Raw genomic sequence first — 21599 nt, 5'->3', positions numbered from 1 at the left:
CCCCCAGAACCACCCGAGTGAGTGAACCGCCCCCGGCTCCTCCAACGAGCGCCGCGCGGAAAGGTCACGCAGGAGGGCCGACGGCCCCGCGCGCCGGCCGTCAGGACCGGCCCCGCCACCGGTAGCAGAGCTCCGGCCGCCCGACGCTCCCGTACTGCGGCTCCCGCACCGCGGACCCGGTCTCCACCAGGTGCTCCAGGTAGCGCCGCGCGGTGATCCGGGAGACCCCGGCCGCGGCGCCCGCGGCCGCCGCCGACAGCCCGGTGGACGACTCCCGCAGCACCGAGGCGACGGTGTCCAGGGTGGGCGCGGACAACCCCTTGGGCAGGGTGCTGCGCTCCGGCGTGCGGAGCAGGGCGAACGCCTGGTCGACCTCCTCCTGCCCGGTCGCCTCACCGGTGCGCCCGAGGCTGTCGCGGTAGCGGGCGTAGCGCTCCAGGCGGTCGTGCAGGGCGGCCGCGCTGAACGGTTTCAGCAGGTACTGCACGACGCCCGCGGAGACCGCCTGCCGGACCATGGCGAGATCGCGGGCGGAGGTCACCGCGATGACGTCGGCGCCGTGGCCCGCCGCGCGCAGCGTGCGGCAGAGCTGGAGCCCGTGGCCGTCCGGGAGGTAGAGGTCGAGCAGGACCAGGTCGACGGGCTTCCCGGCGGCGCGGGACCGGTCGAGGAAGCGCAGCGCGTCGGCGCAGCTGTGGACCGTCCCCGCGGCGTGGAAGCCGGGCTCGCGCCGGACGTACAGGGTGTGCGCGGCGGCGGCCACCGGGTCGTCCTCGACCACCAGGACGGAGATCCCCGCGCCGGCGGTGTCGGCGGCGCTGCTCACACCAGGGCCCCTTCCTGCTCCCGGCCGTCGGCCTCGCCGAACCGGCCGCCGGCCCCACCGGACCGGCCGGTGGACGCCCCCGGTCCTCCGATCGATCCCCCGGGCCCGCTGGCCGGCCGTCCGGCCAGCGGCAGCCGCACCGTGAGCACCGCGCCGCGCTCCCGTCCGACCTCGACGGTGCCGCCGTTGCGCCGGGCGGCCTGGGCCACCAGGGCCAGCCCGAGCCCGTGCCCGCGGCCGTCCTGCTTGGTGCTCCAGCCGCGCCGGAACACGTCCTCGACCGCGGCCGGATCGATCCCCGCGCCGGTGTCGGCGACCCGCAGCAGCAGGCAGTCGCCGACCGTCCCCGCGTCCTCGCCGCCGCTGTCGCCTTGGCCTCCCTCGCCGCCTCGGCCGCCTTCGCCTTCGCCGCCGCTCCGGCCGTCGCGGTCCTGAGAGCTGTCGCCCTGCGCGCTGTCGTCCCGAGCGCCGTTACCGCACGGATCGCCGGCGTCCCGAACGCCGCCGCCCCGAGCGCCGCAGTCCCGGCCATCGGCGATCCGTGCGGTGACGGTGACCTCCGGCGGGACGGAGCTATCGGCCGCGCCGGCGATGGCCGCGTCCACGGCGTTGTCGATCAGGTTGCCGAGCACGGTGATCAGGTCCCGCGCGGAGAGCCCGGGCGGCAGCACCCCGTCGTCGATGCGGCTGTCCTCGGTGAGGGTCAACTCCACGCCCCGTTCGGCGGCTTGGGCCGCCTTGCCGAGCAGCAGCGCGGCCAGCACCGGCTCGCCGACCGCCGCGACCACCCGGTCGGTGAGCTGCTGGGCGAGCGCCAGCTCGGCGGTGGCGAACTCCACCGCCTGCTCGTGGCGGCCGAGTTCGATCAGCGACACCACCGCGTGCAGGCGGTTGGCGGCCTCGTGCGCCTGCGCGCCGAGCGCGTCGGTGAAACCTCGCACCGAGTCCAACTCGCCGCTGAGGGCTTGGAGTTCGGTGTGGTCCCGGAGGGTGACCACCCGGCCGAGACCGGTACCGGTACCGATGGTGGAGGTGTTCAGCACGACGACCCGCTCGGCGGTCAGGTGCACCTCGTCCCGGACCGGCTCCGCCCCCAGCACGGCCGTCACCAGCGCCTCCGGCAGGCCCAGCTCCACCACCGGCCGGCCGTCCACCGCGCCTGCCAGGCCGAGCAGTTCACGGGCGGCGTCGTTGCACAGCACCACCCGGTGCGAGCGGTCCAGCAGGACCAGCCCCTCGCGCACCGCGTGCAGGGTGGCCTGGTGGTACTCGTAGAGGTGGCTCAGCTCGTCCGGCCCCATTCCGTGGGTGTGCCGCCGCAGCCGGGAGTTGGCGAGGTAGGTGCCGACGCCGCCGGCCGCGAGCGCGGCCACCGCCACCCCGACCAGGGCGAGCAGCGGACCGCTCAGCTGCTCGGAGATCGACTCCACCGTGAGGCCCACGCTGACCAGTGCGACCACCCGGTGCCGCTCGTCCCACACCGGGGCGACCACCCGTACGGACGGGCCGAGCGTGCCGGTGTACGTCTCGCTGCGGATCTGCCCGGCGAGCGCCCAGTCGATGTGCCCGAGGTAGGTCCGGCCGATCTGTTCGGGCAGCGGGTGGGTCCAGCGCACACCGTCGGTGTCCATGACGGTGATGAAGGAGACGCCGGTGTCGGCCCGCACCTGCTCCACGTACGGCTGGAGCACCGCGGTCGGGTCCGGCCCGCCGACGGCGGCCCGGACGGACGGCGAGTCGGCGACGGCGTGCGCGACCGAGGTGACCTGGCGACGGGCGGCGTCCTCGGTGCGCTCGGCGGTGAAGAGGTACGCGAGCACCGCGCCCCCGGCGACCATGGCGGCGACGATCACCACCTGGACGACGAACAGCTGCCCGGCCAGGCTCCGGACCAGCCGCCGGGGCAGGCACCGGACCAGGCGCCGCGGCACGCGGCTGGACAGGCACCGGGCCAGGCGCCAGGCCAGTGGCCCGGCCAGACGCCGGCAGAGGCGCCGGCCGAGGCGCGGAGGCAGCCGCCGGGGCCCGCGACCCGTCGGCCGGTGCGAGCGGCGGCGCGGGGCGGCGGAGGCGGGGCTCTCGGACATGCCTGCCAGTGTGCACCACGCCCGCCGACGGTCCCAGGGCCCGGCCGGTGCCCACCCGGGCACGGACCGGGCACGGACCGGGCATCCCGGCGCCCCGCACCGTTCGTGAACTCTATGAACGCAAACGTGACCTCCGTCACTCCGGGGCCCCATAGTCGGATCGGCCCACCCCCCCGGGGCTACCAGGACGCACGGCAAGGGAGCCGCAGATGTCGATCGATGAAGCCGCCGTGGCGGCGCGCCCCAGACGCAAGGACCGGACGCACTACCTCTACATCGCCGTGATCGCCGCGGTGGTCGCCGGTGTGGTGGTCGGTCTGGCCGCCCCCGGTGTCGCCGTGGAGCTGAAGCCGGTCGGCACGGGCTTCGTCAACCTGATCAAGATGATGATCAGCCCGGTGATCTTCTGCACCATCGTCCTGGGCATCGGCTCGGTGACCAAGGCCGCGAAGGTCGGCAAGGTCGGCGGCCTCGCCATCGGCTACTTCCTCACCATGTCGACCGTCGCCCTGGCCATCGGCATGGTCGTCGGCAACCTGCTGGAGCCCGGTGGCGGTCTGCACCTGACCGCCGCGCTCGCCAAGTCCGGTCACGCCCAGGCGGCCGCCGGCGGCGCCCAGTCGACCGCCGACTTCCTGCTCGGGATGATCCCCGAGACCCTGTTCTCCGCCCTCACCCAGGGCAAGGTGCTCCAGACCCTGCTGGTCGCCCTGCTCGCCGGCTTCGCGCTCCAGGCGATGGGCCCGGCCGGCGCGCCCGTGCTGCGTGGGATCGAGCACGTGCAGCGGCTGGTCTTCCGGATCATGTCGATGATCATGTGGGTCGCGCCGATCGGCGCCTTCGGGGCGATGGCCGCCGTGGTCGGGGCCACCGGCACCGCCGCGCTGAAGAGCCTGGCCGTCATCATGATCGGCTTCTACGTCACCTGCGTGCTGTTCGTCGTCGTGGTGCTGGGCGCGCTGCTGCGCCTGGTCGCCGGCGTCAACGTGTTCACGCTGCTGAAGTACCTCGGCCGCGAGTTCCTGCTGATCCTCTCCACCTCCTCCTCCGAGAGCGCGCTGCCCCGCCTGATCGCCAAGATGGAGCACCTGGGCGTCAGCCGCCCGGTCGTCGGCATCACCGTGCCGACCGGCTACAGCTTCAACCTCGACGGCACCGCCATCTACCTGACCATGGCCTCGATCTTCATCTCCGAGGCGATGGACAAGCCGATGTCGCTCGGCGAGCAGATCTCGCTGCTGGTCTTCATGGTGATCGCGAGCAAGGGCGCGGCCGGGGTCACCGGCGCCGGGCTGGCCACCCTCGCGGGCGGACTCCAGTCACACAAGCCCGCGCTGGTGGACGGCGTCGGCCTGATCGTCGGCATCGACCGCTTCATGTCGGAGGCCCGCGCGCTCACCAACTTCGCGGGCAACGCCGTCGCGACCGTGCTGATCGGGCACTGGACCGGTGAGCTCGACAGCGAGCGTGCCCGGCGGGTGCTGGCCGGCGAGCTGCCGTTCGACGAGCTGACGCTGGTCGACGCCCACGGTGCCCACGGTGCGCCCGCCGATCCCGCCACCGCGCCGGACGGCTCCCGGGCTGCCGCCCCCGAGGCCTCCCCCGCCCAGGGCACCGCCCCCGTCGGCGCCTGAGCCCGACAGCGGTCCCCGCACTCCCCCGGCCCGGCGCCTCCACCAACCCCGGAAACGGCGCCGGACCGGGGGTCTTCGCTGTCCGGCCGACCGGATCTCCCGGCTCCAGCCGTCTGCCCGCCCACTGCGCCAACGGACCTCCCGGCTTCCGCCCGACTGGCACGCCCGGCCCGGGCGGGCCCGTCACAGCTCCTGCGAGCCGCTGACCACCCAGGCCACCCCGCTGGCCGGGTCCTCCAGCGCGACGTGCAGATGGTGCAGTCCGGCCGACGGCTCCTGCCAGGTGAAGCAGCGCATCCGGGCCACCAGCGCGTTCACCTCGCCCCGGTCCACCCCTTCCGCCCCCTCCGGACCGTCCGCCCCGGCCATCGCGGCCAGTGCCCGCCACAGCCCCAGCCTCCCGTGCGCGCAGCCCTGCGCCCGGCCCACGGCGGCGGCCCGTACCAGCGCCGGGTAGGCCAGCGCGAACGGCAGGTACCCGCCGACCACCCACCGGTCACGGGCCACCAGGGCGGCGGCGGCCGGGGCCTGGCCGCGGACGCAGGCCGTCTCCGCCCACGGCGCGAGCGCCCCCAGCCCGGTCAGCGCCCGGGTGACCCGCGGCCCGCCCGGCCGACCGTCCGACCGCGCCGCCGGGGGCAGTTCCACCTCGCCCAGGCCTTCGCGACTGGCCGGCAGGGTCAGCAGCGCGCTGCGCGCACCCCCGCCCGGCAGGTACTCGCGCACCCGCACCCCCTCGTCCCAGCCCGCCGCCTCCCACGGCTCCAGGCGCAGCGGCACGCCCTCCGGATCGGGCTCGGCCCCGTACGACAGGTCCTCACCGAGCAGCGCCCGGGTGTGCGCGACCAGCCGTCGCACGGAGGACGGGCCGAGCAGCGGGGCCAGCCGCAGCCAGGAGTGCCGGGTCGCCAGCACCTCCCAGAGCGGTCCGGCGTCGTGGTCGGCCACCCCGGCGGCCGTCCCCGCGCCGCCGTCGCCGTCGAACAGCCGGACGGCCAGCTCGGGCGGCGCCGCGTACGCGATCAGGTGGCCGAGCGGCGCCGTCAGCGCCGCCGCGGCCTCCTCGCCCGCCTCCACCACGGCGGCCGCCCGGCCCTGCCGGTAGGCGGCGAGCAGTTCGGGCCAGCGGCCGTCCTCGGCCAGTGCGCGCAGGCGGCCGTCCTCGTGCGTGATCACGATTCGCAGGGTACGGGCCGGGGCGGTGCATCGGCTGACTTGCCGTCAGTTCGGTGCGTCGGGGCGGCGGTCGGAAACCCGAACCCGGCACCCTCAGCTCCGCTCGCGCTCCCGTTCGCGCGCCCGACCCCGTCCGCATTCCCGTTCGCGCTCCCGTTCGCGTTCGCGCTCCTGTTCGCGTTCACGTTCCCCCTGGACGACGGCGCGCAGCCGCCCGTGGGCACGTCGGCGGGTGACGGCCAGCGTGCTGCGGTGCAGCCCGAGCAGTTCGGCGGCCTCGTCGACGCTGTAGCCGTCGAGATCCACCAGCACCACCGCGCGGGCCTGCTTGTCGGTCAGGAAGCCCAGCAGCCGCAGCACCTCCCAGCGCGCCTGCAACTCGGCCATCCCGCCGAGCCGGGGATCGGAAACCCCCGGATCCCGCTCACCGGTGTCACCCGCCTCCGGCACCTCGGGCATCGAGACCCGCCGGCGCTCCCGTCGCCACTGGTCGCGCAGGATGTTGACCATCGTGGTGAACGCGTAGGCGTACGGCTGCGGATGGCCGAGGAAGCGTTCGGGCCGACGGGCGATCCGGAGGTACGCGTCGTGGACGACGTCCCCGGCGCCGGCCGGACCGCCGGCGAGGGAGGCCGCCGCCTGCTGGAGTCTGGGCAGTAGGTCCGTGAACACCCGGTTGAATTCGGCCGATTGACCACCACTCCCGCTCGGACCGAGGTCCGTTTCCCGCCCGCCGCCCGCCGTTCGACCAGTGCGATTCACCATGCCGCTCTCCCCGGAAATCGGCACCCCGAGCACCCGGCCCGCCCTGGCCGCGGGGGCCGTGGACCAACCGAATGACTTGTGACACAGGTCACATCATAGTTCGTCGTCTCACTGTGCGCAGTCATTCGTGTGCAACACGTCACCAGCCGCGCGAGGAGCGGGACTTCACGTCTCCGCGCGGACATTCCGGCGGTCGGGACGCTCCGCCCGACGGGACCCTGAGCAAGGAGAACGACATGCGAGGTCGCATCGCCAGGAAGATCGCCACGTTCGGGCTGGCCGCCACGGCCGCCCTCGGCGCGCTCGGGACCAGCACCCTGCCGGCCGCCGCGGCGACGGCCCCGAGCCGGACCGTCGACCCCGGGGCCGCCGAGGACTGGAACACCATCGCGGCCGACGCGTACCGCTGCGTCATCACCGCCAACTACGGCTGGCGCTGGGAGGGCCGCTGCAACGTCTACTCCGGGTGGCTGCGCACCATCACCTACTGCGCCGACGGTTCGCACAGCACCGGCCTGTGGATCGGCGCACGCCCGGAGGCCTGGGCGGTCTGGGGCAACTGCCCCGGATCGCGCTGGACCCGGGTCGTCTTCCAGTGGCACAGCTGAGCCGTTGACGGCTGGCGAATGACAGATGACAGCTGACAGATTTCGAAATCTGTCAGCTGTCATCTGTTAGCTGTCATCTGTTCGTCGCACGTTGTTCGCCCGCCGCCCCTCTGCCGCCGCTCCCCGCCGCCGCTCCAGCCGTCCGGCTTCGGGCCACCGACTCACGCTCAGGTTCAGCCCACCGGCGAGGCGTCTTCGAGCAGCCGGGTGGCATGCACTCGGCCCGCATGTTCGACCAGGTGGATCAGCACCTCCTTGCCCGAGGCCCGGCGGCGCGCGTCGCACATCAGCACGGGCGTACCGGCATCCAGGTCCAGCGCGCCGGCGACCTCCTCCGGGCCGAACTCCCGCGTCCCGGCGAAACGGTTCACCGCGACCACGAACGGGATGCCCCGATGCTCGAAGAAGTCGACGGCCGGGAAGCAGTCGGTCAGCCGACGGGTGTCGGCGAGCACCACCGCACCGAGCGCCCCCTGGGCGAGCTCGTCCCAGAGGAACCAGAACCGGTCCTGCCCGGGGGTGCCGAACAGGTAGACCGCCAGTCCCTCGCGGATGGTGATCCGGCCGAAGTCCATGGCCACCGTGGTGGTGCTCTTCCGCTCCACGCCGTCCAGGTCGTCCACGTCGCGCCCGGCCTCGGTCAGCCGCTCCTCGGTGCGCAGCGGGCGGATCTCGCTGACCGCGCCGACCAGCGTCGTCTTTCCGACCCCGAAGCCGCCCGCCACCAGGATCTTGAGCGCGAGCACGGTGCCGTCGGGGTCCTCGTCCTCGAACGGATCAGGCCCGCCGTAGGGATCGGACCGGCCGAAGGGACCGGACGGACCGGACAGCCCGGCCGGTTCGAGCGGTTCGGGCGAAACGGACGGTGCGGCCGGTGCGGACGGGTGGTCAGAGTGCACGGAGTCCACGGATGACCTCCTGGAGGATGCGCTCGTCGGGGAGCAGGGCGGGCGGGACGGGACGGCGGACCCGGATGAGGCCGGCCGCCAGCAGGTCACCGAGCAGCACCCGCACGACGCCCACCGGCAGGTCGAGGTCGGCGGCCAACTCGGCCACGGACAGCGGGGTGCCCCGGCACAGCGCGAGGATGCGCGCCTGTTCCGGGCCGACCGGCGGCTCGGGCGCGTCCGGCACGAGCGCCGGGTCGGGCAGCTCCGTGACCACCACGGCGATCAGGTCGAACTGCTGCTCCCCGGCCCCGGTGCGCCCCCGGGTCATCGCGTACGGGCGGACCAGCGGCCCCGCCTCGTCGTCGTACCAGCGGGCACGGTGGGCAGCGGCCAGCGGATTGCGGGGGCTCCCGTCGGGTTCGGTCCTCGGGTGCTCCGGATGTCGCCCCCGGTACGGGCGGGGCACCGGACTCACCGTCCGCCCACCGCCCTTGGCGCGGCGCCCAGGTGCTCCCCGACCCGGCGGACCAGCCTGGCCATCTCGTAGGCGATCAGGCCGAGGTCAGCCCGGGCGGTGGCGAACACGGCGAGGCAGGTGCCCTCCCCGGCCGCTGCGACCAGCAGGTAGCCGCCCTCCAGCTCGACCATGGTCTGGCGGACTTCACCCGCTCCGAAGTGGCGGCCGGCGCCCTTGGCCAGGCTGTGGAAGCCGGAGGCGACGGCCGCCAGATGCTCGCCGTCCTCGCGCGGCAGACCGGCCGAGGTGCCCATGGCCAGGCCGTCGGCGGAGAGCATCACGGCGAAGCGGAGCTCGGGGGCGCGCTGGACCAGCTCGTCGAGGAGCCAGTTCAGCTCCCCCGCGCGGTGGGTGGTGGCGATCACGGACGCTCTCCTTCGGATCGGGACGGGGGTTGGTGGTGGCGCGCCTGCGGCGGCTGCGGAAGGTCGGCGGGCTGCCCGTCCCGCCGGCCCTCGGGGTCCAGACCGCGCGCCCAGCCGTTCTGGAAGGCGGACATCGCGGCCCGCGCCTCCTCGGGGCTGCGGCCCGCGGCGCCGTAGCCGTCACCCGCGCCGGATTCGGCGAAGGCACCGGTGGAGGCCGGGGCGGAGGCAGCGGCGGAGAAGGCGGCAGCCGTACGACGGCCGTGCGCGGTCGGACGGGCCGGGGCCTCGCGCAGCTGCGGCACGAGGCTCGCCTGACGGGTCCGGCGCGGCAACTCCTCGGGGCCCGGATCGGCCCGGTGACCGGTCGCCCGGTCTGCCCGGTGACCGTCGCCCCGTTGACCGTCGCCCCGTTGACCGTCTGCTCGGTGACCGTCTGCTCGCCGGCCGTCCGAGCCGACCCCGGGCACCGGCTCCGGACCGCGTTCCGTACGGTACGGCTCCGCCCCGTACGGCTGCGGCGGCCCGGCCTGCGGACGGGCGGCCGCACCCGCGCCACCGTCCGCGGCCGGACCGGCCACCCGGGCGCCGGAGGCCCGGAAGGGAGTGCGGCGCACCGGCCCGGAGTCACTGCCCCGGGCGCCGAACGGCAGCAGCGCCCCACCCTCCGGCAGCGGCCCACCCACCGCCGGAAGGCCGTCGTTCACCCTGCCCCGCGGGTGCTCCCGATGCCTCGGGTCGCCGGCCAAATCACCGACCAGGTCGCCGGCCGCGCCGCCACTCGGATCCCTGCTGGGATCCCTGCTCGGATCACCGGCCGGTGCGCCGCCACCCGGACCGCCCGCCGGACCTTCCATGCGACGGTGCACCGGCTCGAACTCCCGCTCCGGCCCGACTGGTTGAGACAGCCCGGAGAACGGCGCGTCCGCCGCCGCGGGAGACAGCGGCGCCACCGGCCCGAAGCCGTACCGCACGTCCTCCGTCCCCGACGCGTCCGTCATATCCGCCGTCTCCTCCGCCGCCGACTCGTCGGCCAGCAGCGTGGTCGGCAGCAGCACCACCGCCGTGGTGCCGCCGTACGCGGAGGTGACCAGCGAGACCTTGACGTCCTGCCGCCGGGCGAGCCGGCTCACCACGAACAGGCCGAGCCGGTCGCTGTCGAAGAGGTCTCCCTGCTCGGCGGCGGCGATCCGGCGGTTGGCCGAGGCCAGCACCTCCGGGCCCATACCGAGGCCGCGGTCCTCGATCTCCAGCGCGAAGCCGTTTCCGACCCGTTCGCCCCGGATGTGCACCCGGGTGTGCGGCGGGGAGAACCCGGTGGCGTTCTCGACCAGTTCGGCCACCAGGTGGGTGAGGTCGGCGACGGCGTGACCGAGCACCGCAGCGCGCGGCAGCGGGTGCACCTCGACCCGGGCGTACTCCTCGACCTCCGAGACGGCCGCGCGCACCACGTCCACCAGCGGGACGGGCCGGCGCCAGCCCCGGCCGGGGGCGGCGCCGGAGAGGATGATCAGGCCCTCGGCGTGGCGGCGCATCCGGGTGGTGAGGTGGTCCAGCCGGAACAGGTCGGCCAGCTCGGACGGGTCGTCGGTGCGGCGCTCCATCGCGTCCAGAAGGGTGAGTTGGCGGTGCACCAGGACCTGGCTGCGCCGCGCGAGGTTGACGAACACCCCGGAGACCCCGGAGAGCACCTCGGCCCGTTCGACCGCCGCCGTGACGGCCGCCCGCTGGACGGTGCCCAGCGCCCGGTGCACCTGGCCGATCTCGTCGCCCCGCTCCACCGGCCGGGGCGCCTCGGCCTCGACGTCCACCTCCTCCCCCGCCCGCAACTTCCGCATGGTCGCGGGCAGTTTGCGTTCGGCCAGCTCAAGTGCCGAGTTGCGCAGGCCGATCAGCTCGGTGACCAGCCCGCGCCCGATCTGCACCGAGATCACCAGCGAGGCCACCACACCGACCAGACCGAGCAGCACGGCCATCCCGGCCGGGGTGAACAGCCCCAGGGCGTACGGGTCCTGGCGCTCGGCCGCGAGCCGCCCCGCCTGGTCCTCGACCGTCCGCAGCCCCCCGGCCAGATTGCCCGCGACCATCGCCCAGCGGTCGGCCGGCACCGCCTCGACAGCGGCCCGTCCGTCGACGGCCGTCCGCACCCGGTCCTCGTACCCGGTCAGCTCGCGGTGGTCCTGACCGCCGGAGACGGCAAGCAGCGCCTCCCGGTCGGCGGGGCGCAGGTCGGCGGCGGCGACCCGCTCGAACTCGCGCCGGGCGAAGACCGCGCCGGTGAACTCCCGCAGCTGGTCGTCGCCGAGCCCGCCGGAGAGCTGGGCGGCACGCAGCAGCGCGTCCTCGCGGGCGAGCAGTTCCCGGGACCGGGCCAGCTCCAGCAGTACCCGCGCGTCTGCGGCCGGCTGACCGTCCTGGAGCGGCGTGACGGCTCCGGCGGCGGCGAGCGCCCGGTCCACCGCCTCGCCGTACGCGGCGTACGCCTCGGGCCAGCCGACGCTCCTGGCCAACACCCGGTCGCGCAGGGCGGGCAAGGCGGCGAGCGAGCTGCCGAGGGCGTCCAGCCGGGCGGCCGCGTCACCGCCCAGTCCCTGGGCGTCGGCGCGGTTGTAGCCCTGGTCGGGACGGCGGGCGTCCGGGAAGAGCGGGATGAGCGCCCGGTCGGTGGCCGCCACCGCCTGGCGCAGGGCGCTCTCCCGGGCGGCGGTGGGGGCGCTCGCGGGGGCGGCCAGCAGCTGGCCGACGGCGGTCCGTTCGGCCTGCAGCCCGGCGACCGTCTCGGCGACGGGGGTGAGCAGCGTGCGCTGGGCGTCGCGCTGGCGCAGCAGGTCCCAGACGCCCTGGGCGGTGGTGACGGTGGCGAACCCCCACAGGGCGATGACGGAGACGACCGGGACCATCAGCAGGGCGATGATCCGGGCGCGGACGGTCCGGGGGCGCAGGCCGCGCAACCACGGGCCGGGGCGCGGCGGTCGGGCGGGCGGCCCGGCGTGGGCACCCCGACGGGCGCCGGGGGCGACACCGCGGTCTTCTCGCATGGGTGAGCGGCCTTTCGGGCGGGGAGAGCGGGAGGGTAGGACGGCGGGACAGCAGGCGGAGGCGGCGCTGGCTGAGGCGGCGCGGACGGCGCGGGGCGGACGGCGTGGAGGCGGCGCGGCTCAGGCGGCGCGGCTCAGGCGGCGCGGTCGTGCCGCCCGGTGTCGCGCTGCCCGGCCTCGGCCCGGGCGGGCTCGCGCCAGGCAGGCTCGGGGTGTTGGGCCGCGGCGGGTGGCTCCTCGGCGCCCAGCCCGCCCAACTGCCGGTAGCCGGCCCGCTCCTGGGCGGTCGGCGAGAGCGCCACGAAGGCGGAGGCGAGGAAGAGGAACGAGCCGAGGCCGACGGCGAGCGGAAAGACGAACTCCATCGGGCTGACCCCGCCGAGCCCGGTCCGGGTCGGCTCCAGCCGGACGTGGACGGCGGCCATGCCGATGTAGTGCATGCAGCTGACGGCCAGACCCATGGCCATCGCGGCGGCCGCCGCCGCGTACACGTTGCGGATGGTGACGGCGGCCCAGAGCGCGGCGGTGGCGGCGCCGACCGCGACCAGCACGGACAGTGCGACCGTCCCGGCGTCGTAGTGCAGGCCGCCGTGCATCCGGAGGGCGGCCATGCCCAGGTAGTGCATCGCGGCGACGCCGAGGCCGGTGGTGACGCCGCCGGACAGCAGGGCGAGGCCGCGGTGTCGGCCGTAGCAGACCACGGTCAGGCCGAGGCCGGTGACCAGCACCGCGACCACCAGGCTGAGGACGGTCAGCGGGACGTTGTCGCGCAGCTCGGTGCCGTCGACGGTGAAGCCGAACATGGCGACGAAGTGCATGGTCCAGATGCCGGAGCCGATCGCGGCGGCGGCCGTGATCAGCCAGTTCCGGCGGGCCGGGCCGCTCGCGGCCAGGCCGCGCAGTGTGCAGCGCAGCCCGAGGGCGGCGCCGGCGCAGGCCATCAGGTACGAGAGGACGGGAGTCAGCCAGCCGAGGCTGAGATGGTTGAGGGTGCCCATGGGACCTCCGGTCGACCGGTCGGGCCCGGGGCGGTACACGGTGCGCCCGGGCTCCCCGGGCCGGGCGGACTGCATACGAATGGCATATGCCACTCGCATGTGCGCTTCCGGTCTGGGGTGCGTGGGACGCTACCGAGGGGCCGGAATCGGTCAGACAAAGATCTGAAAAGCTGCCCGCGGAGCGAGGGCGGTGTGTTCGAATGGCCCGGTCGTGTGCCCAGCGGGCAGTGCGCCCCGCGGACCAGTCGGCTCACCGGCCGGACCGGTGACGGCCACCCCGGGAAGGGACAACTGACAGCCGACAGCCGACAAAAAACAACGGACAGATGACAGAGTTTGAAATCTGTCATCTGTCCGCTGAACTCTGTCAGCTGTCACCCTGCCGATGTCACCCTGCCGACCGTCGTCCGCCCCCCCGGCCGACCGTCAGTCCCCCGCCACCCGGATCCGCATCGGGCTCGCCGCCCGCAGCGTGATCCCCTGGGCGAGCGCCACCCTCCGGTCCACCGCCTCCACGTCGAAGTCCCGCAGCAGCACCCCCAGCGCCAGCACCGCCTCCAGCATCGAGAAGTGCTGCCCGATGCAGGCCCGCGGCCCGCCGCCGAACGGGAACCAGGCGTAACGGTGCCGGGCCCGCTCCGCCTCCGGCAGGAAGCGGTCCGGGTCGAAGCGCTCCGGGTCCACCCAGTGGTCCGGGTGCCGATGGGTGACCAGCGGCGCGACGACGACCTGCGCCCCCGCCGGGATCACGTACCCGTCGATCACGGTCTCCGCGACCGCCCGCCGCCCGCCCAGCGCCGCCGACGGGTAGAGCCGCATCGCCTCCTTCAGCACCCGGGTGATGTACGGCAGCGCGTCCAGGTCCGCCGCCGTCGGCGCCCGCCCGGCCAGGACGGTCCGCGCCTCCTCCCGGGCGAGCCGTCGCTGCTCCGGGTGGAGCGCCAGCAGGTGCAGTGCGAAGGCCAGCGCGGTGGCCGTGGTCTCGTGCCCGGCGAGCAGGAACACCAGGACCTGGTCGCGGAGTTCGGCCGGGTCCAGCCGCTCGCCGTCGTCGTCGCGGGCCCGTCCGAGCAGAGTGAGCAGGTCGTCCGCGTCCTCGTCGCCGCCGCGCGCGGCCCGTTCGGAGATGATCCGGTCGCAGACCCCGTACAGCGCCCGCTGGGCCCGCGCGCCGCGCCGGTTGGACGGGGTCGGCCAGCTTCGCGGAAGGCGGACCGGCGCGTAGCCGCGTTCCTTCACGTACTCGCCGAGTACCGGGAAGCTGTGGTGCACCACCGCCACCGCCTGCTCCACGTCGGCGCCGAACAGGATGCGCGCGACCGCCCGCAGCGCGAACCGGGACGTCTCCTCCGCCGCGTCCACCACCCCGCCGGGCACCGCCCGCCAGCGCTCGGCGAGCGACTGCGCCTCCTGCGCGAGCGCGTCCGCGTAGCCGTCCACCCGGCGCCGGGTGAACAGCGGCTGGACCATCCGGCGTTGGCGCTGGTAGACGGCGTCCTGGCTGGTCAGCAGCCCGTTGCCGACGCTGGTCCGGAGCTCGTCGTAGAAGGAGTTCTCCTTGCGGAAGTTGGCCGCCTCGCCGGCCAGCACCTGGCGGACGCCGTCGGGCGAGAACACTCCGTAGAAGTCGGCCCGCAGCCCGGGCGGCCCGGCCTGGAAGCGCACCACGTCGCCGTGGTCGCGGCGGGCCGCGAGGTAGCTGCGCAGCGGACGGCGGGTGAGGTCGAACAGCGATCCGACGAGGGGGTTCCCGGCCGGGACGGGTATCGCGGAGGTGGGGGCGGGCACGGGAACGGGGATGACGTCGGTGGTCATCGGCACTCCTTCTGCACAGGGATGTGCCCGCCGGTCCCACCGACGGGCAGTCAGCACCGAAAGGAGCCGCGCCCGGACCCGCCGACGGGCCGACCTTGCCCGGCCGGATCCGGACCCGCCTCACTCGTATTCGGTGCCCCCCTTGCGGGTCAGGTAAGCGTCACTGACCACCTTGGCGATCGCCCGCCCGCCGAGCACCGGGCTCCACCGCTCGGCCACCGGCCGCACCACCACGCCCTCGCGAAGGTGCAGTTCACGCCCGGATACGGTCTCCTTGCCCCGGGCGAACCCCAGCACGGTCTCCGGGTCGAACGGTCCGCGCCACAGCTCGGGCACCAACGGCAGTTGACCGTCCAGCAGTTCGGCCGCCGACAGCCAGTTCAGCTGTCCGTCCACCAGCGCCGACACGTCGAAGGCCGCGTAGCCGGGCCGCTCGATGCGCGCCGAGGCACCGTAGCCCAGGTCCTGCACGCCCTCGCCGAAGACCTCGCCGAAGATGCCGACCCGCTCGGCCCCGAGGCGCTCCGCCAGCCGGGCCGCCACCGCCGGGATGTCGTACGCGCGCACCGCCCGCCAGTACAGGTTGCGCGGGTCCTCGGCCAGCGCCAGCCCCTGCGCGCCGATGCCCTTGGACGACACCCGCACCTCACCGGTGGCGGCGACGTACGTGACCAGGCAGCAACTGCCGTGCAGCTTCTCGGTCAGCACCACCGGCTCGCCCGGCTCGAAGGCGTCGGGGTAGCGCTTGAGGTTCTCGATGTCCACCCAGGGCAGCAGGTCCGGCGCGCTGACCACGTCGCCGCTCATCGAGGTCGGCACCGGCGGCTGCCACTTGACGACCCCGAGCAGCTCGGCGAAGTCCTCGCCCTGCTCGGCCGCGGCGGCCAGGTCGGTGCCGGCGAGCGCCGCAGGCTTGCAGACGATGCCCTGGGACAGTTCGCCGCGCAGCCGTACCGCCTTCACCCGGTTCGCCCCGGCACCCGCCAGCTTGCCGGTCAGCCCCAGCTCCTCTATCAACCCATCGGGGAGGACTGACTGTTCGGGAATGTAGACGGCGTGGTCGCCGGTCCGGTACACGCCCTTGGCGACCACCGCCCGGTAGAGGCCGACCTGGGCGAGCTCAAGGGCATCGGCGTTCGGGTGCTCCAGGATGATCAGCTTCTCGGCGGTGACGCGCAGCGTGGACATGGACGGACTCCTCCCCTTGGTTCGGCCGCGGCGGTGGCTCGGCCGACCCGGCCGCGTGTACGGACGGCGACCACTCTCGCCGTTCGACCACCGACGGCGCGACGCAATTTCCGCGCGCCGCTCACCACCACCGTCGCCCGTTCCTTCCCGCCTCGCTCCCCACGGGCCCGCTCGCGCCATCCCACAGCCGCCGAGGGGTTCGCACCGCCCCCGCCCGTGCTAACCCACAGGGGCTTCATCGCTCGCATGTGCGGCACTATGATCCCCGTCATGGCCGCAGCTGCGGCCGGTCCCTCGCGCCCCATCCGGCGCGCGCCCTGGAGGGGAAGCACCGATGAGCACTCGTACGCCCACCAGCCGCAGGCTCGCCGTCGCCGTCGCCGCGGCCCTCGTTCTCGGCCTCGGCGCCACCGCCTGCGGCAGCGACGGCGGCACGTCCTCCGGCTCCTCGGCCTCCTCGAACTCCTCCCCGGGCGGTGCCGGCAGCGGTGCCCCCAAGGCCTCCGGCACCGTCACCGTCTTCGCCGCCGCGTCGCTCAAGGAGACCTTCACCGACCTCGGCCGGAAGTTCGAGGCCGCCAACCCGGGCACCAAGGTCACCTTCAACTTCGGCGGCAGCTCCAGCCTCGCCACCAGCATCAACTCCGGCGCCCCGGCCGACGTGTTCGCCGCCGCCAGCCCCGCCACCATGAAGACCGTGACGGACGCGGGCGGTGCCGCCGGACAGCCGGCGACCTTCGTCCGGAACACGCTCACCATCGCCGTGCCCAAGGGCAACCCCAAGCACATCGCGGGCCTCGAGGACCTCACCGCCTCCGGCGTGAAGGTCGCCCTGTGCGCGAAGGAGGTGCCGTGCGGCGCCGCCGCCCAGAGCGCGCTCAAGGCCGCCGGCGTCAGCCTCACGCCGGTCACCCTGGAGCAGGACGTCAAGGGCGCGCTCACCAAGGTCGAACTCGGCGAGGTCGACGCCTCGCTGGTGTACCGGACCGACGTGCACGCCGATGCTGCGAAGATCGACGGCGTGGATTTCCCCGAGGCCGAGAAGGCCGTGAACGACTACCCGATCGCCGCGCTCGCCAAGGCGCCGAACAAGGGCGGCGCCGCCGCGTTCGTCGCGTACGTCCAGTCGCCCGAGGCCAGGCAGGTGCTGACCGCGGCGGGCTTCCAGACGCCGTGAACGACCGCACCACCGGCTCCGGGGCGAACCACTCGGACCGGGACCACCAGGCCCGCACCACCGCCGACGGCCCGGCGGGAGCGGCGCCGGCAGGACCCGCGCAGGCAGGGCGGGCGCCGGCCCTGCCGCGCCGCCGCCCGCGAAGCCGCCGCCCGCACCGCGTCCCGGTAACCCTGCTGCTCCCGGCGCTGCTCGGGCTCGCCTTCCTGATCCTGCCGCTGGTCGGTCTGCTGATCCGGGCGCCCTGGAGCGGTCTGTCCGAGCAGCTCACCAGCACCGCCGTCTGGGAGGCGCTGCGCCTGTCGTTGATCAGCGCGACCGCCGCCACCGCGGTGTCGCTGGTCCTCGGCGTCCCGCTGGCCTGGCTGCTCGCCCGCACCGAGCTGCCGGGCCGACGGGTGATCCGGGCGCTGGTCACCCTGCCGCTGGTGCTGCCACCGGTGGTCGGCGGTGTGGCGCTGCTGCTGGTGCTGGGGCGGCGCGGCATCGTCGGCTCCTGGCTGGACTCGGCCTTCGGCATCACGCTGCCGTTCACCACCACCGGGGTCGTGATCGCCGAGGCGTTCGTGGCGATGCCGTTCCTGGTGATCAGCGTCGAGGGCGCGCTGCGGGCCGCCGACCCCCGCTACGAGGAGGCCGCCGCGACCCTGGGCGCCTCCCGGCTGACCGCGTTCCGGCGGGTCACCCTGCCGCTGATCGCCCCCGGGGTCGCCGCCGGGGCCGTCCTGGCCTGGGCCCGGGCGCTCGGCGAGTTCGGCGCGACGATCACCTTCGCCGGCAACTTCCCGGGCCGCACCCAGACCATGCCGCTGGCCGTCTACCTGGCCATGGAGTCGGACCCCCAGGCGGCGATCGCCCTGTCGCTGGTACTGCTGGTGGTCTCCGTGGCCGTCCTGGTCGGCCTGCGCGACCGCTGGCTGTCGACGCCATGACCCCGCCCGCACCCGCTCCCCCGTTCACCGGCCGCACCGGACACGTCGGACGCACCCGACGCGCCGAGCACGCTGGACACACCAGATGCGCCGAGCACGCTGGACCCCCCGGATGCACCGGATGCACGGGAAACCTGGACACCTGGACGTCGCCCCGATGAGCACCGACCGTCTCCCCGGCCCCGCGCTGGACGCCCGCCTGCGGGTCGAGCGCCCCGCCTTCGCCCTCGACCTCTCCCTCACCGCCGCACCCGGCGAGGTGGTGGCGCTGCTCGGCCCCAACGGCGCCGGCAAGTCCACCGCCCTGCGCGCCCTCGCCGGGCTGCTCCCGCTCACCGGCGGCCACCTGCGCCTGGACGGCCGCCTCCTGGAGGACCCGGGGCAGCGCGTGCACACCCCGGCCGAGGAGCGGCCGGTCGGTGTGGTGTTCCAGGACTACCTGTTGTTCCCGCACCTCAGCGCGCTCGACAACGTCGCCTTCGGCCCGCGCTGTCAGGGCCGTCCCAAGCGCGAGGCGCGGACGGAGGCGGCCGGCTGGCTGGAGCGGATGGGCCTGGCCGACCACGCCTCGGCCCGCCCCGGCCGGCTCTCCGGCGGCCAGGCCCAGCGGGTGGCGCTCGCCCGCGCGCTCGCCGTACGCCCCCGGCTGCTCCTGCTGGACGAGCCGCTGGCCGCCCTGGACGCCCGCACCCGGCTCGACGTACGGGCCCAACTGCGGCGCCACCTGGCCGAGTTCGAGGCGGTTGCGGTGCTGGTGACGCACGACCCGCTGGACGCCATGGTGCTGGCCGACCGGCTGGTGGTGATCGAGGAGGGGCAGGAGGTGCAGTCCGGTAGCCCCGCGGAGGTCGCCCGGCGTCCGCGCACCGACTACATCGCCCGGCTGGTCGGGTTGAACCTGTACCAGGGCCGGGCCGACGGCACCCGGGTCACGCTCCCCGACGGCACCGTCCTGGCCACCACCGAGGAGCTGGACGGTCCGGCCTTCGTCGCCTTCCCGCCGTCCGCCGTGACGCTCTACCGGGAGCGCCCGCGGACCAGCGCGCGCAACCTGTGGAGGGCCGAGGTCACCGGGCTGGACCTGCACGGCGACCAGGTCCGCGCCGAGCTGGCCGGCGACCTGCCGATGGCCGCCGACCTCACCCCCGCCGCCGTCGCGGAGCTGGAGTTGGCGCCCGGCGTCGCGGTGTGGGCCTCGGTCAAGGCCACCCAGACCCACGCCTATCCGGCCTGACGGGCCGCCGACGGCGTCACCTCCGCGGATCCACCCCGACGGGACCGTTCCGGCGGGGTCTCCGGGTTCCGGCAGGGTCGCTGCGCGGTTCCGACGGCTTCCGACGGCATTCCGACGTGATTCCCGGCGGGATCACTCCGACGGTTCGACGAACCCCGACTCGTACGCCGCGATCACCGCCTGGGTGCGGTCCCGTGCCCCCAGCTTCGCCAGCACGCTGCTGACGTGCGTCTTCACCGTCTGCACGCCGAGGAACAGCTGCTCGGCGATCTCCCCGTTGCTGAGGCCGCGCGCGACCAGCCGCAGCACCTCCGCCTCGCGCTCGGTCAGCGCCGCCCGCTCCATGGCCGCCCGGGCGGCCGGGTTGCCGTGCCCGGCCGCGAGGCGGCGGATCGCGGCCGGGAACAGCAGTGACTCGCCCGCCGCCACCAGCCGTACCGCCTGGGCGATCTCGGCCGGGCGGGTGCGCTTGAGCAGGAAGCCATCGGCCCCCGCACGCAGCGCCTGGTAGACGTAGTCGTCGTTCTCGAAGGTGGTCACGACCAGGATCCGCGGCGGGCGGTCCCCCGGGGCGCCGGGGCGCAGCAGTTCGCGGGTGGCCGCCAGGCCGTCCAGGACGGGCATCCGGACGTCCATCAGCACCACGTGCGGTCGCAGCGCGCGGGCCAGGGAGACCGCTTCGGCGCCGTCGGCCGCCTCGCCGACCACCCGCAGGTCCCCCTGCGCCTCCAGGACCGCCCGCAGGCCGGCCCGGACCAGCTCCTCGTCGTCGGCGAGCAGGATGTCGGTCATCCCGGCGGTCCCCCCGGCCGGACCTCGCGCCCCAAGATCGTTCGTCACGAGCCCAAGCGTAGGGGCAACCGGACGCTCAGCACCCACTCCCCGCTCCCTTCCCCCGTCGACCCCGGAGTCGGCCCCATGGCCGACCCCATCGCCGACCCCATCGCCGGCCCCACCGCCGATCCCGTCACCCGCCCTGCCGTCGACTCCCCGCCGAGCAGGGTGGCGCGCTCGCGGATGCCGCGCAGTCCCTTGCCTCCCTTGCGTGTTGCGCCCCGGCCCGCCGTACCCGCCGGGTGCCGCGCCGAATCGGCCGGTGAACGACCGGTTCCGGGCAGCCGGTTGGCGCAGCGCAGCTCCAACCGGCCGTCCCGTACGGCGATCCGGACGTCGAGCGGTTCGCCGGGCGCGTACTTGAGCGCGTTGGTGACGCCCTCCTGGACGATCCGGTACGACTCGCGGGAGAGCACCCCGGGCAGGGTGCCGGCCGGCACCTCGATCCGCGCCTCCACCGGACTGCCGGCCGCCCGGGCGGTGTCGAACAGCGCGGGCAGCTGCTCGATCCCGGGCTGTTCGGTGGCCACGCCGTCCGCTCCGGCCGGGGTCTCACGCAGCAGCACCAGGGTGCGTTCGAGGTCCTCCATGGCCCGGCGGCCGGTCTCCTCGATCACTTCGAGCGCTTTGGCGGCGAAGACCGGGTCTCCGACCTCCCGCGCCGCCCCCGCCTGCAGGACCGTCACCGTCAGCGCGTGGCCGATCGAGTCGTGCAACTCCCTGGCCAACCGGTTGCGCTCCAGCAACCGTTCGGCCCGCAGCTCCGCCTCGGCCAGCCGCTCCGCCGGCGAGGGGCCCAGCAGCCTTACCGCCATGGCGAGTTGGAGACGGCCCGCGTGAACCAGGAACCAGCCGAAGGCGATCGCCACCACCGGGGCGAGCGGGAGGTACCACAGCGCCCGCGGACCGGTCAGCCGCTCGTAGCAGGTGGCGAGGACGAGGACCAGCGCGAAGCCGACCACCGAACCGAGCGCGACCCGGCCGATCAGCCAGCCGGCCGTGCGCCACCGGTCGGCCCGGGTGCGGGAGGGCTCGGTGGCGATGTCCTCCTCACGGTCGGGCACCAGCAGCAGCCGGGCCTGCACGCCTTCGGCCCGCCGGGCAGCCGGAACGAGCGCGGACAGGGCCAACAGCACGGCGTCCAACGCGATGCTCTTCATCACGATCTCGTCGAGCGGCTTGTCCTCCGTCCCCGGATAGACCATCAGGACGATGCCCGCGAAGACCCACCCGACCAGCAGGTGCAGCAGTCGCGCGTACGTGGCACCGGCCACCAGGGGTGCGACGAGCCTGGGCACCGCGCTCCCCGGCGCCACGCGTCCCAGCGCCGCACGCCCCGGCGCCACGCGTCCTGGCAGCACGGTTGCGGACACCGCGCTCTTCAGCGCTGCGAACTTGGACGCTGCGATCTTGGACATTGGCTCATCCTGCCAGGTCGGCCCCGGTCACCGGCTCCCGCTCCGGTCGCCTGCGGCCTCCCTCCCGGGAGGGAGGCGGCTCCCCGCCACGGCGGGA

At 74.8% G+C, this 21599-nt stretch carries 18 protein-coding genes; 5 read left to right on the top strand and 13 right to left on the bottom strand.

Features of this window, described 5'->3' with window-relative positions; genetic code table 11:
* Nucleotides 1-100: 100 nt before the first annotated feature.
* Both ACZ5GH_RS29050 and ACZ5GH_RS29045 read right to left on the bottom strand, forming a co-directional pair.
* Nucleotides 101-826 (bottom strand): response regulator, encoded by a 726-nt coding sequence (locus ACZ5GH_RS29050; protein WP_464335739.1) that lies wholly within the window; start codon nt 824-826, stop codon nt 101-103.
* A complete protein-coding gene (locus ACZ5GH_RS29045) occupies nt 823-2913 on the bottom strand; it encodes a sensor histidine kinase (protein WP_464335738.1) in 2091 nt (696 codons plus the stop codon). Before ACZ5GH_RS29045 ends, ACZ5GH_RS29050 begins: the two co-directional genes overlap by 4 nt.
* Nucleotides 2914-3122: 209 nt before the next feature.
* On the opposite strand from ACZ5GH_RS29045, the gene ACZ5GH_RS29040 reads away from it, so the two are divergent.
* A complete protein-coding gene (locus ACZ5GH_RS29040) occupies nt 3123-4547 on the top strand; it encodes a cation:dicarboxylate symporter family transporter (RefSeq protein ID WP_387757725.1) in 1425 nt (474 codons plus the stop codon).
* A 183-nt stretch (nt 4548-4730) separates the two neighbouring features.
* Here ACZ5GH_RS29040 and ACZ5GH_RS29035 read toward each other — a convergent pair whose 3' ends face one another.
* Nucleotides 4731-5723, bottom strand: a complete 993-nt coding sequence (locus ACZ5GH_RS29035) for a hypothetical protein (RefSeq protein ID WP_387757723.1) — start codon at nt 5721-5723, stop codon at nt 4731-4733.
* Nucleotides 5724-5816: 93 nt separating this feature from the next.
* Nucleotides 5817-6395 carry an RNA polymerase sigma factor gene (locus tag ACZ5GH_RS29030; RefSeq protein ID WP_464335737.1) on the bottom strand — a complete coding sequence of 193 codons (579 nt, stop codon included), beginning with the start codon at nt 6393-6395 and terminating at the stop codon, nt 5817-5819.
* Nucleotides 6396-6724: 329 nt separating this feature from the next.
* Between ACZ5GH_RS29030 and ACZ5GH_RS29025 the strand changes: the two genes are divergently transcribed.
* Nucleotides 6725-7096 (top strand): hypothetical protein, encoded by a 372-nt coding sequence (locus ACZ5GH_RS29025; protein WP_464335736.1) that lies wholly within the window; start codon nt 6725-6727, stop codon nt 7094-7096.
* 173 nt (nt 7097-7269) lie between these two features.
* Here ACZ5GH_RS29025 and ACZ5GH_RS29020 read toward each other — a convergent pair whose 3' ends face one another.
* The 7 genes from ACZ5GH_RS29020 to ACZ5GH_RS28990 form a co-directional block, all read right to left on the bottom strand.
* Nucleotides 7270-7842: a GTP-binding protein gene (locus ACZ5GH_RS29020; protein WP_464336888.1), complete on the bottom strand. Its 573-nt coding sequence runs from the start codon at nt 7840-7842 to the stop codon at nt 7270-7272.
* Between the two features lie 142 nt (nt 7843-7984).
* Entirely contained in the window at nt 7985-8380 is a 396-nt protein-coding gene (locus ACZ5GH_RS29015) for a DUF742 domain-containing protein (protein ID WP_387757785.1), read from the bottom strand.
* A gap of 77 nt (nt 8381-8457) precedes the next feature.
* Nucleotides 8458-8868, bottom strand: a complete 411-nt coding sequence (locus ACZ5GH_RS29010) for a roadblock/LC7 domain-containing protein (protein WP_387757718.1) — start codon at nt 8866-8868, stop codon at nt 8458-8460.
* Complete coding sequence (locus ACZ5GH_RS29005; protein WP_464335735.1) at nt 8865-11906, bottom strand: sensor histidine kinase; 3042 nt, start codon at nt 11904-11906, stop codon at nt 8865-8867. Before ACZ5GH_RS29005 ends, ACZ5GH_RS29010 begins: the two co-directional genes overlap by 4 nt.
* 134 nt (nt 11907-12040) lie before the next feature.
* Nucleotides 12041-12904 carry an MHYT domain-containing protein gene (locus tag ACZ5GH_RS29000; protein ID WP_464335734.1) on the bottom strand — a complete coding sequence of 288 codons (864 nt, stop codon included), beginning with the start codon at nt 12902-12904 and terminating at the stop codon, nt 12041-12043.
* Between the two features lie 426 nt (nt 12905-13330).
* Nucleotides 13331-14719, bottom strand: coding sequence for a cytochrome P450 (locus ACZ5GH_RS28995; RefSeq protein ID WP_464335733.1), 1389 nt, complete (start codon nt 14717-14719; stop codon nt 13331-13333).
* A 120-nt stretch (nt 14720-14839) separates the two neighbouring features.
* The gene (locus ACZ5GH_RS28990; RefSeq protein WP_464335732.1) at nt 14840-15907 is read right to left on the bottom strand and encodes an RNA ligase (ATP); all 1068 of its coding nucleotides are present in this window, start codon (nt 15905-15907) and stop codon (nt 14840-14842) included.
* Between the two features lie 334 nt (nt 15908-16241).
* On the opposite strand from ACZ5GH_RS28990, the gene modA reads away from it, so the two are divergent.
* The 3 genes from modA to ACZ5GH_RS28975 all read left to right on the top strand — a co-directional run bounded on the left by modA (nt 16242) and on the right by ACZ5GH_RS28975 (nt 19250).
* Nucleotides 16242-17084, top strand: coding sequence for a molybdate ABC transporter substrate-binding protein (modA, locus tag ACZ5GH_RS28985; RefSeq protein ID WP_464335731.1), 843 nt, complete (start codon nt 16242-16244; stop codon nt 17082-17084).
* A 122-nt stretch (nt 17085-17206) separates the two neighbouring features.
* Nucleotides 17207-18016 (top strand): ABC transporter permease, encoded by an 810-nt coding sequence (locus ACZ5GH_RS28980; RefSeq protein WP_464336887.1) that lies wholly within the window; start codon nt 17207-17209, stop codon nt 18014-18016.
* A gap of 157 nt (nt 18017-18173) precedes the next feature.
* Nucleotides 18174-19250 (top strand): ABC transporter ATP-binding protein, encoded by a 1077-nt coding sequence (locus ACZ5GH_RS28975; protein WP_464335730.1) that lies wholly within the window; start codon nt 18174-18176, stop codon nt 19248-19250.
* A 132-nt stretch (nt 19251-19382) separates the two neighbouring features.
* Here ACZ5GH_RS28975 and ACZ5GH_RS28970 read toward each other — a convergent pair whose 3' ends face one another.
* Nucleotides 19383-20042, bottom strand: a complete 660-nt coding sequence (locus ACZ5GH_RS28970; protein ID WP_464335729.1) for a response regulator transcription factor — start codon at nt 20040-20042, stop codon at nt 19383-19385.
* A gap of 44 nt (nt 20043-20086) precedes the next feature.
* Complete coding sequence (locus ACZ5GH_RS28965) at nt 20087-21502, bottom strand: sensor histidine kinase (protein WP_464335728.1); 1416 nt, start codon at nt 21500-21502, stop codon at nt 20087-20089.
* Between the last annotated feature and the right edge of the window lie 97 nt (nt 21503-21599).

The sequence above is a fragment of the Kitasatospora sp. Xyl93 genome (assembly GCF_055383135.1).
The sequence above is the reverse complement of the archived record's forward strand: the minus strand, read 5'-3'. Positions and strand labels throughout refer to the sequence as shown.

What these genes read in the sequence shown, in the direction of transcription:
- ACZ5GH_RS29045 (WP_464335738.1), bottom strand. Translation starts at nt 2,913, where the DNA reads ATGTCCGAGAGCCCCGCCTCCGCCGCCCCGCGCCGCCGCTCGCACCGG.
- ACZ5GH_RS29040 (WP_387757725.1), top strand. Translation starts at nt 3,123, where the DNA reads ATGTCGATCGATGAAGCCGCCGTGGCGGCGCGCCCCAGACGCAAGGAC.
- ACZ5GH_RS29025 (WP_464335736.1), top strand. Translation starts at nt 6,725, where the DNA reads ATGCGAGGTCGCATCGCCAGGAAGATCGCCACGTTCGGGCTGGCCGCC.
- ACZ5GH_RS29005 (WP_464335735.1), bottom strand. Translation starts at nt 11,906, where the DNA reads ATGCGAGAAGACCGCGGTGTCGCCCCCGGCGCCCGTCGGGGTGCCCAC.
- ACZ5GH_RS29000 (WP_464335734.1), bottom strand. Translation starts at nt 12,904, where the DNA reads ATGGGCACCCTCAACCATCTCAGCCTCGGCTGGCTGACTCCCGTCCTC.
- ACZ5GH_RS28995 (WP_464335733.1), bottom strand. Translation starts at nt 14,719, where the DNA reads ATGACCACCGACGTCATCCCCGTTCCCGTGCCCGCCCCCACCTCCGCG.
- ACZ5GH_RS28990 (WP_464335732.1), bottom strand. Translation starts at nt 15,907, where the DNA reads ATGTCCACGCTGCGCGTCACCGCCGAGAAGCTGATCATCCTGGAGCAC.
- modA (WP_464335731.1), top strand. Translation starts at nt 16,242, where the DNA reads ATGAGCACTCGTACGCCCACCAGCCGCAGGCTCGCCGTCGCCGTCGCC.
- ACZ5GH_RS28975 (WP_464335730.1), top strand. Translation starts at nt 18,174, where the DNA reads ATGAGCACCGACCGTCTCCCCGGCCCCGCGCTGGACGCCCGCCTGCGG.
- ACZ5GH_RS28970 (WP_464335729.1), bottom strand. Translation starts at nt 20,042, where the DNA reads ATGACCGACATCCTGCTCGCCGACGACGAGGAGCTGGTCCGGGCCGGC.
- ACZ5GH_RS28965 (WP_464335728.1), bottom strand. Translation starts at nt 21,502, where the DNA reads ATGTCCAAGATCGCAGCGTCCAAGTTCGCAGCGCTGAAGAGCGCGGTG.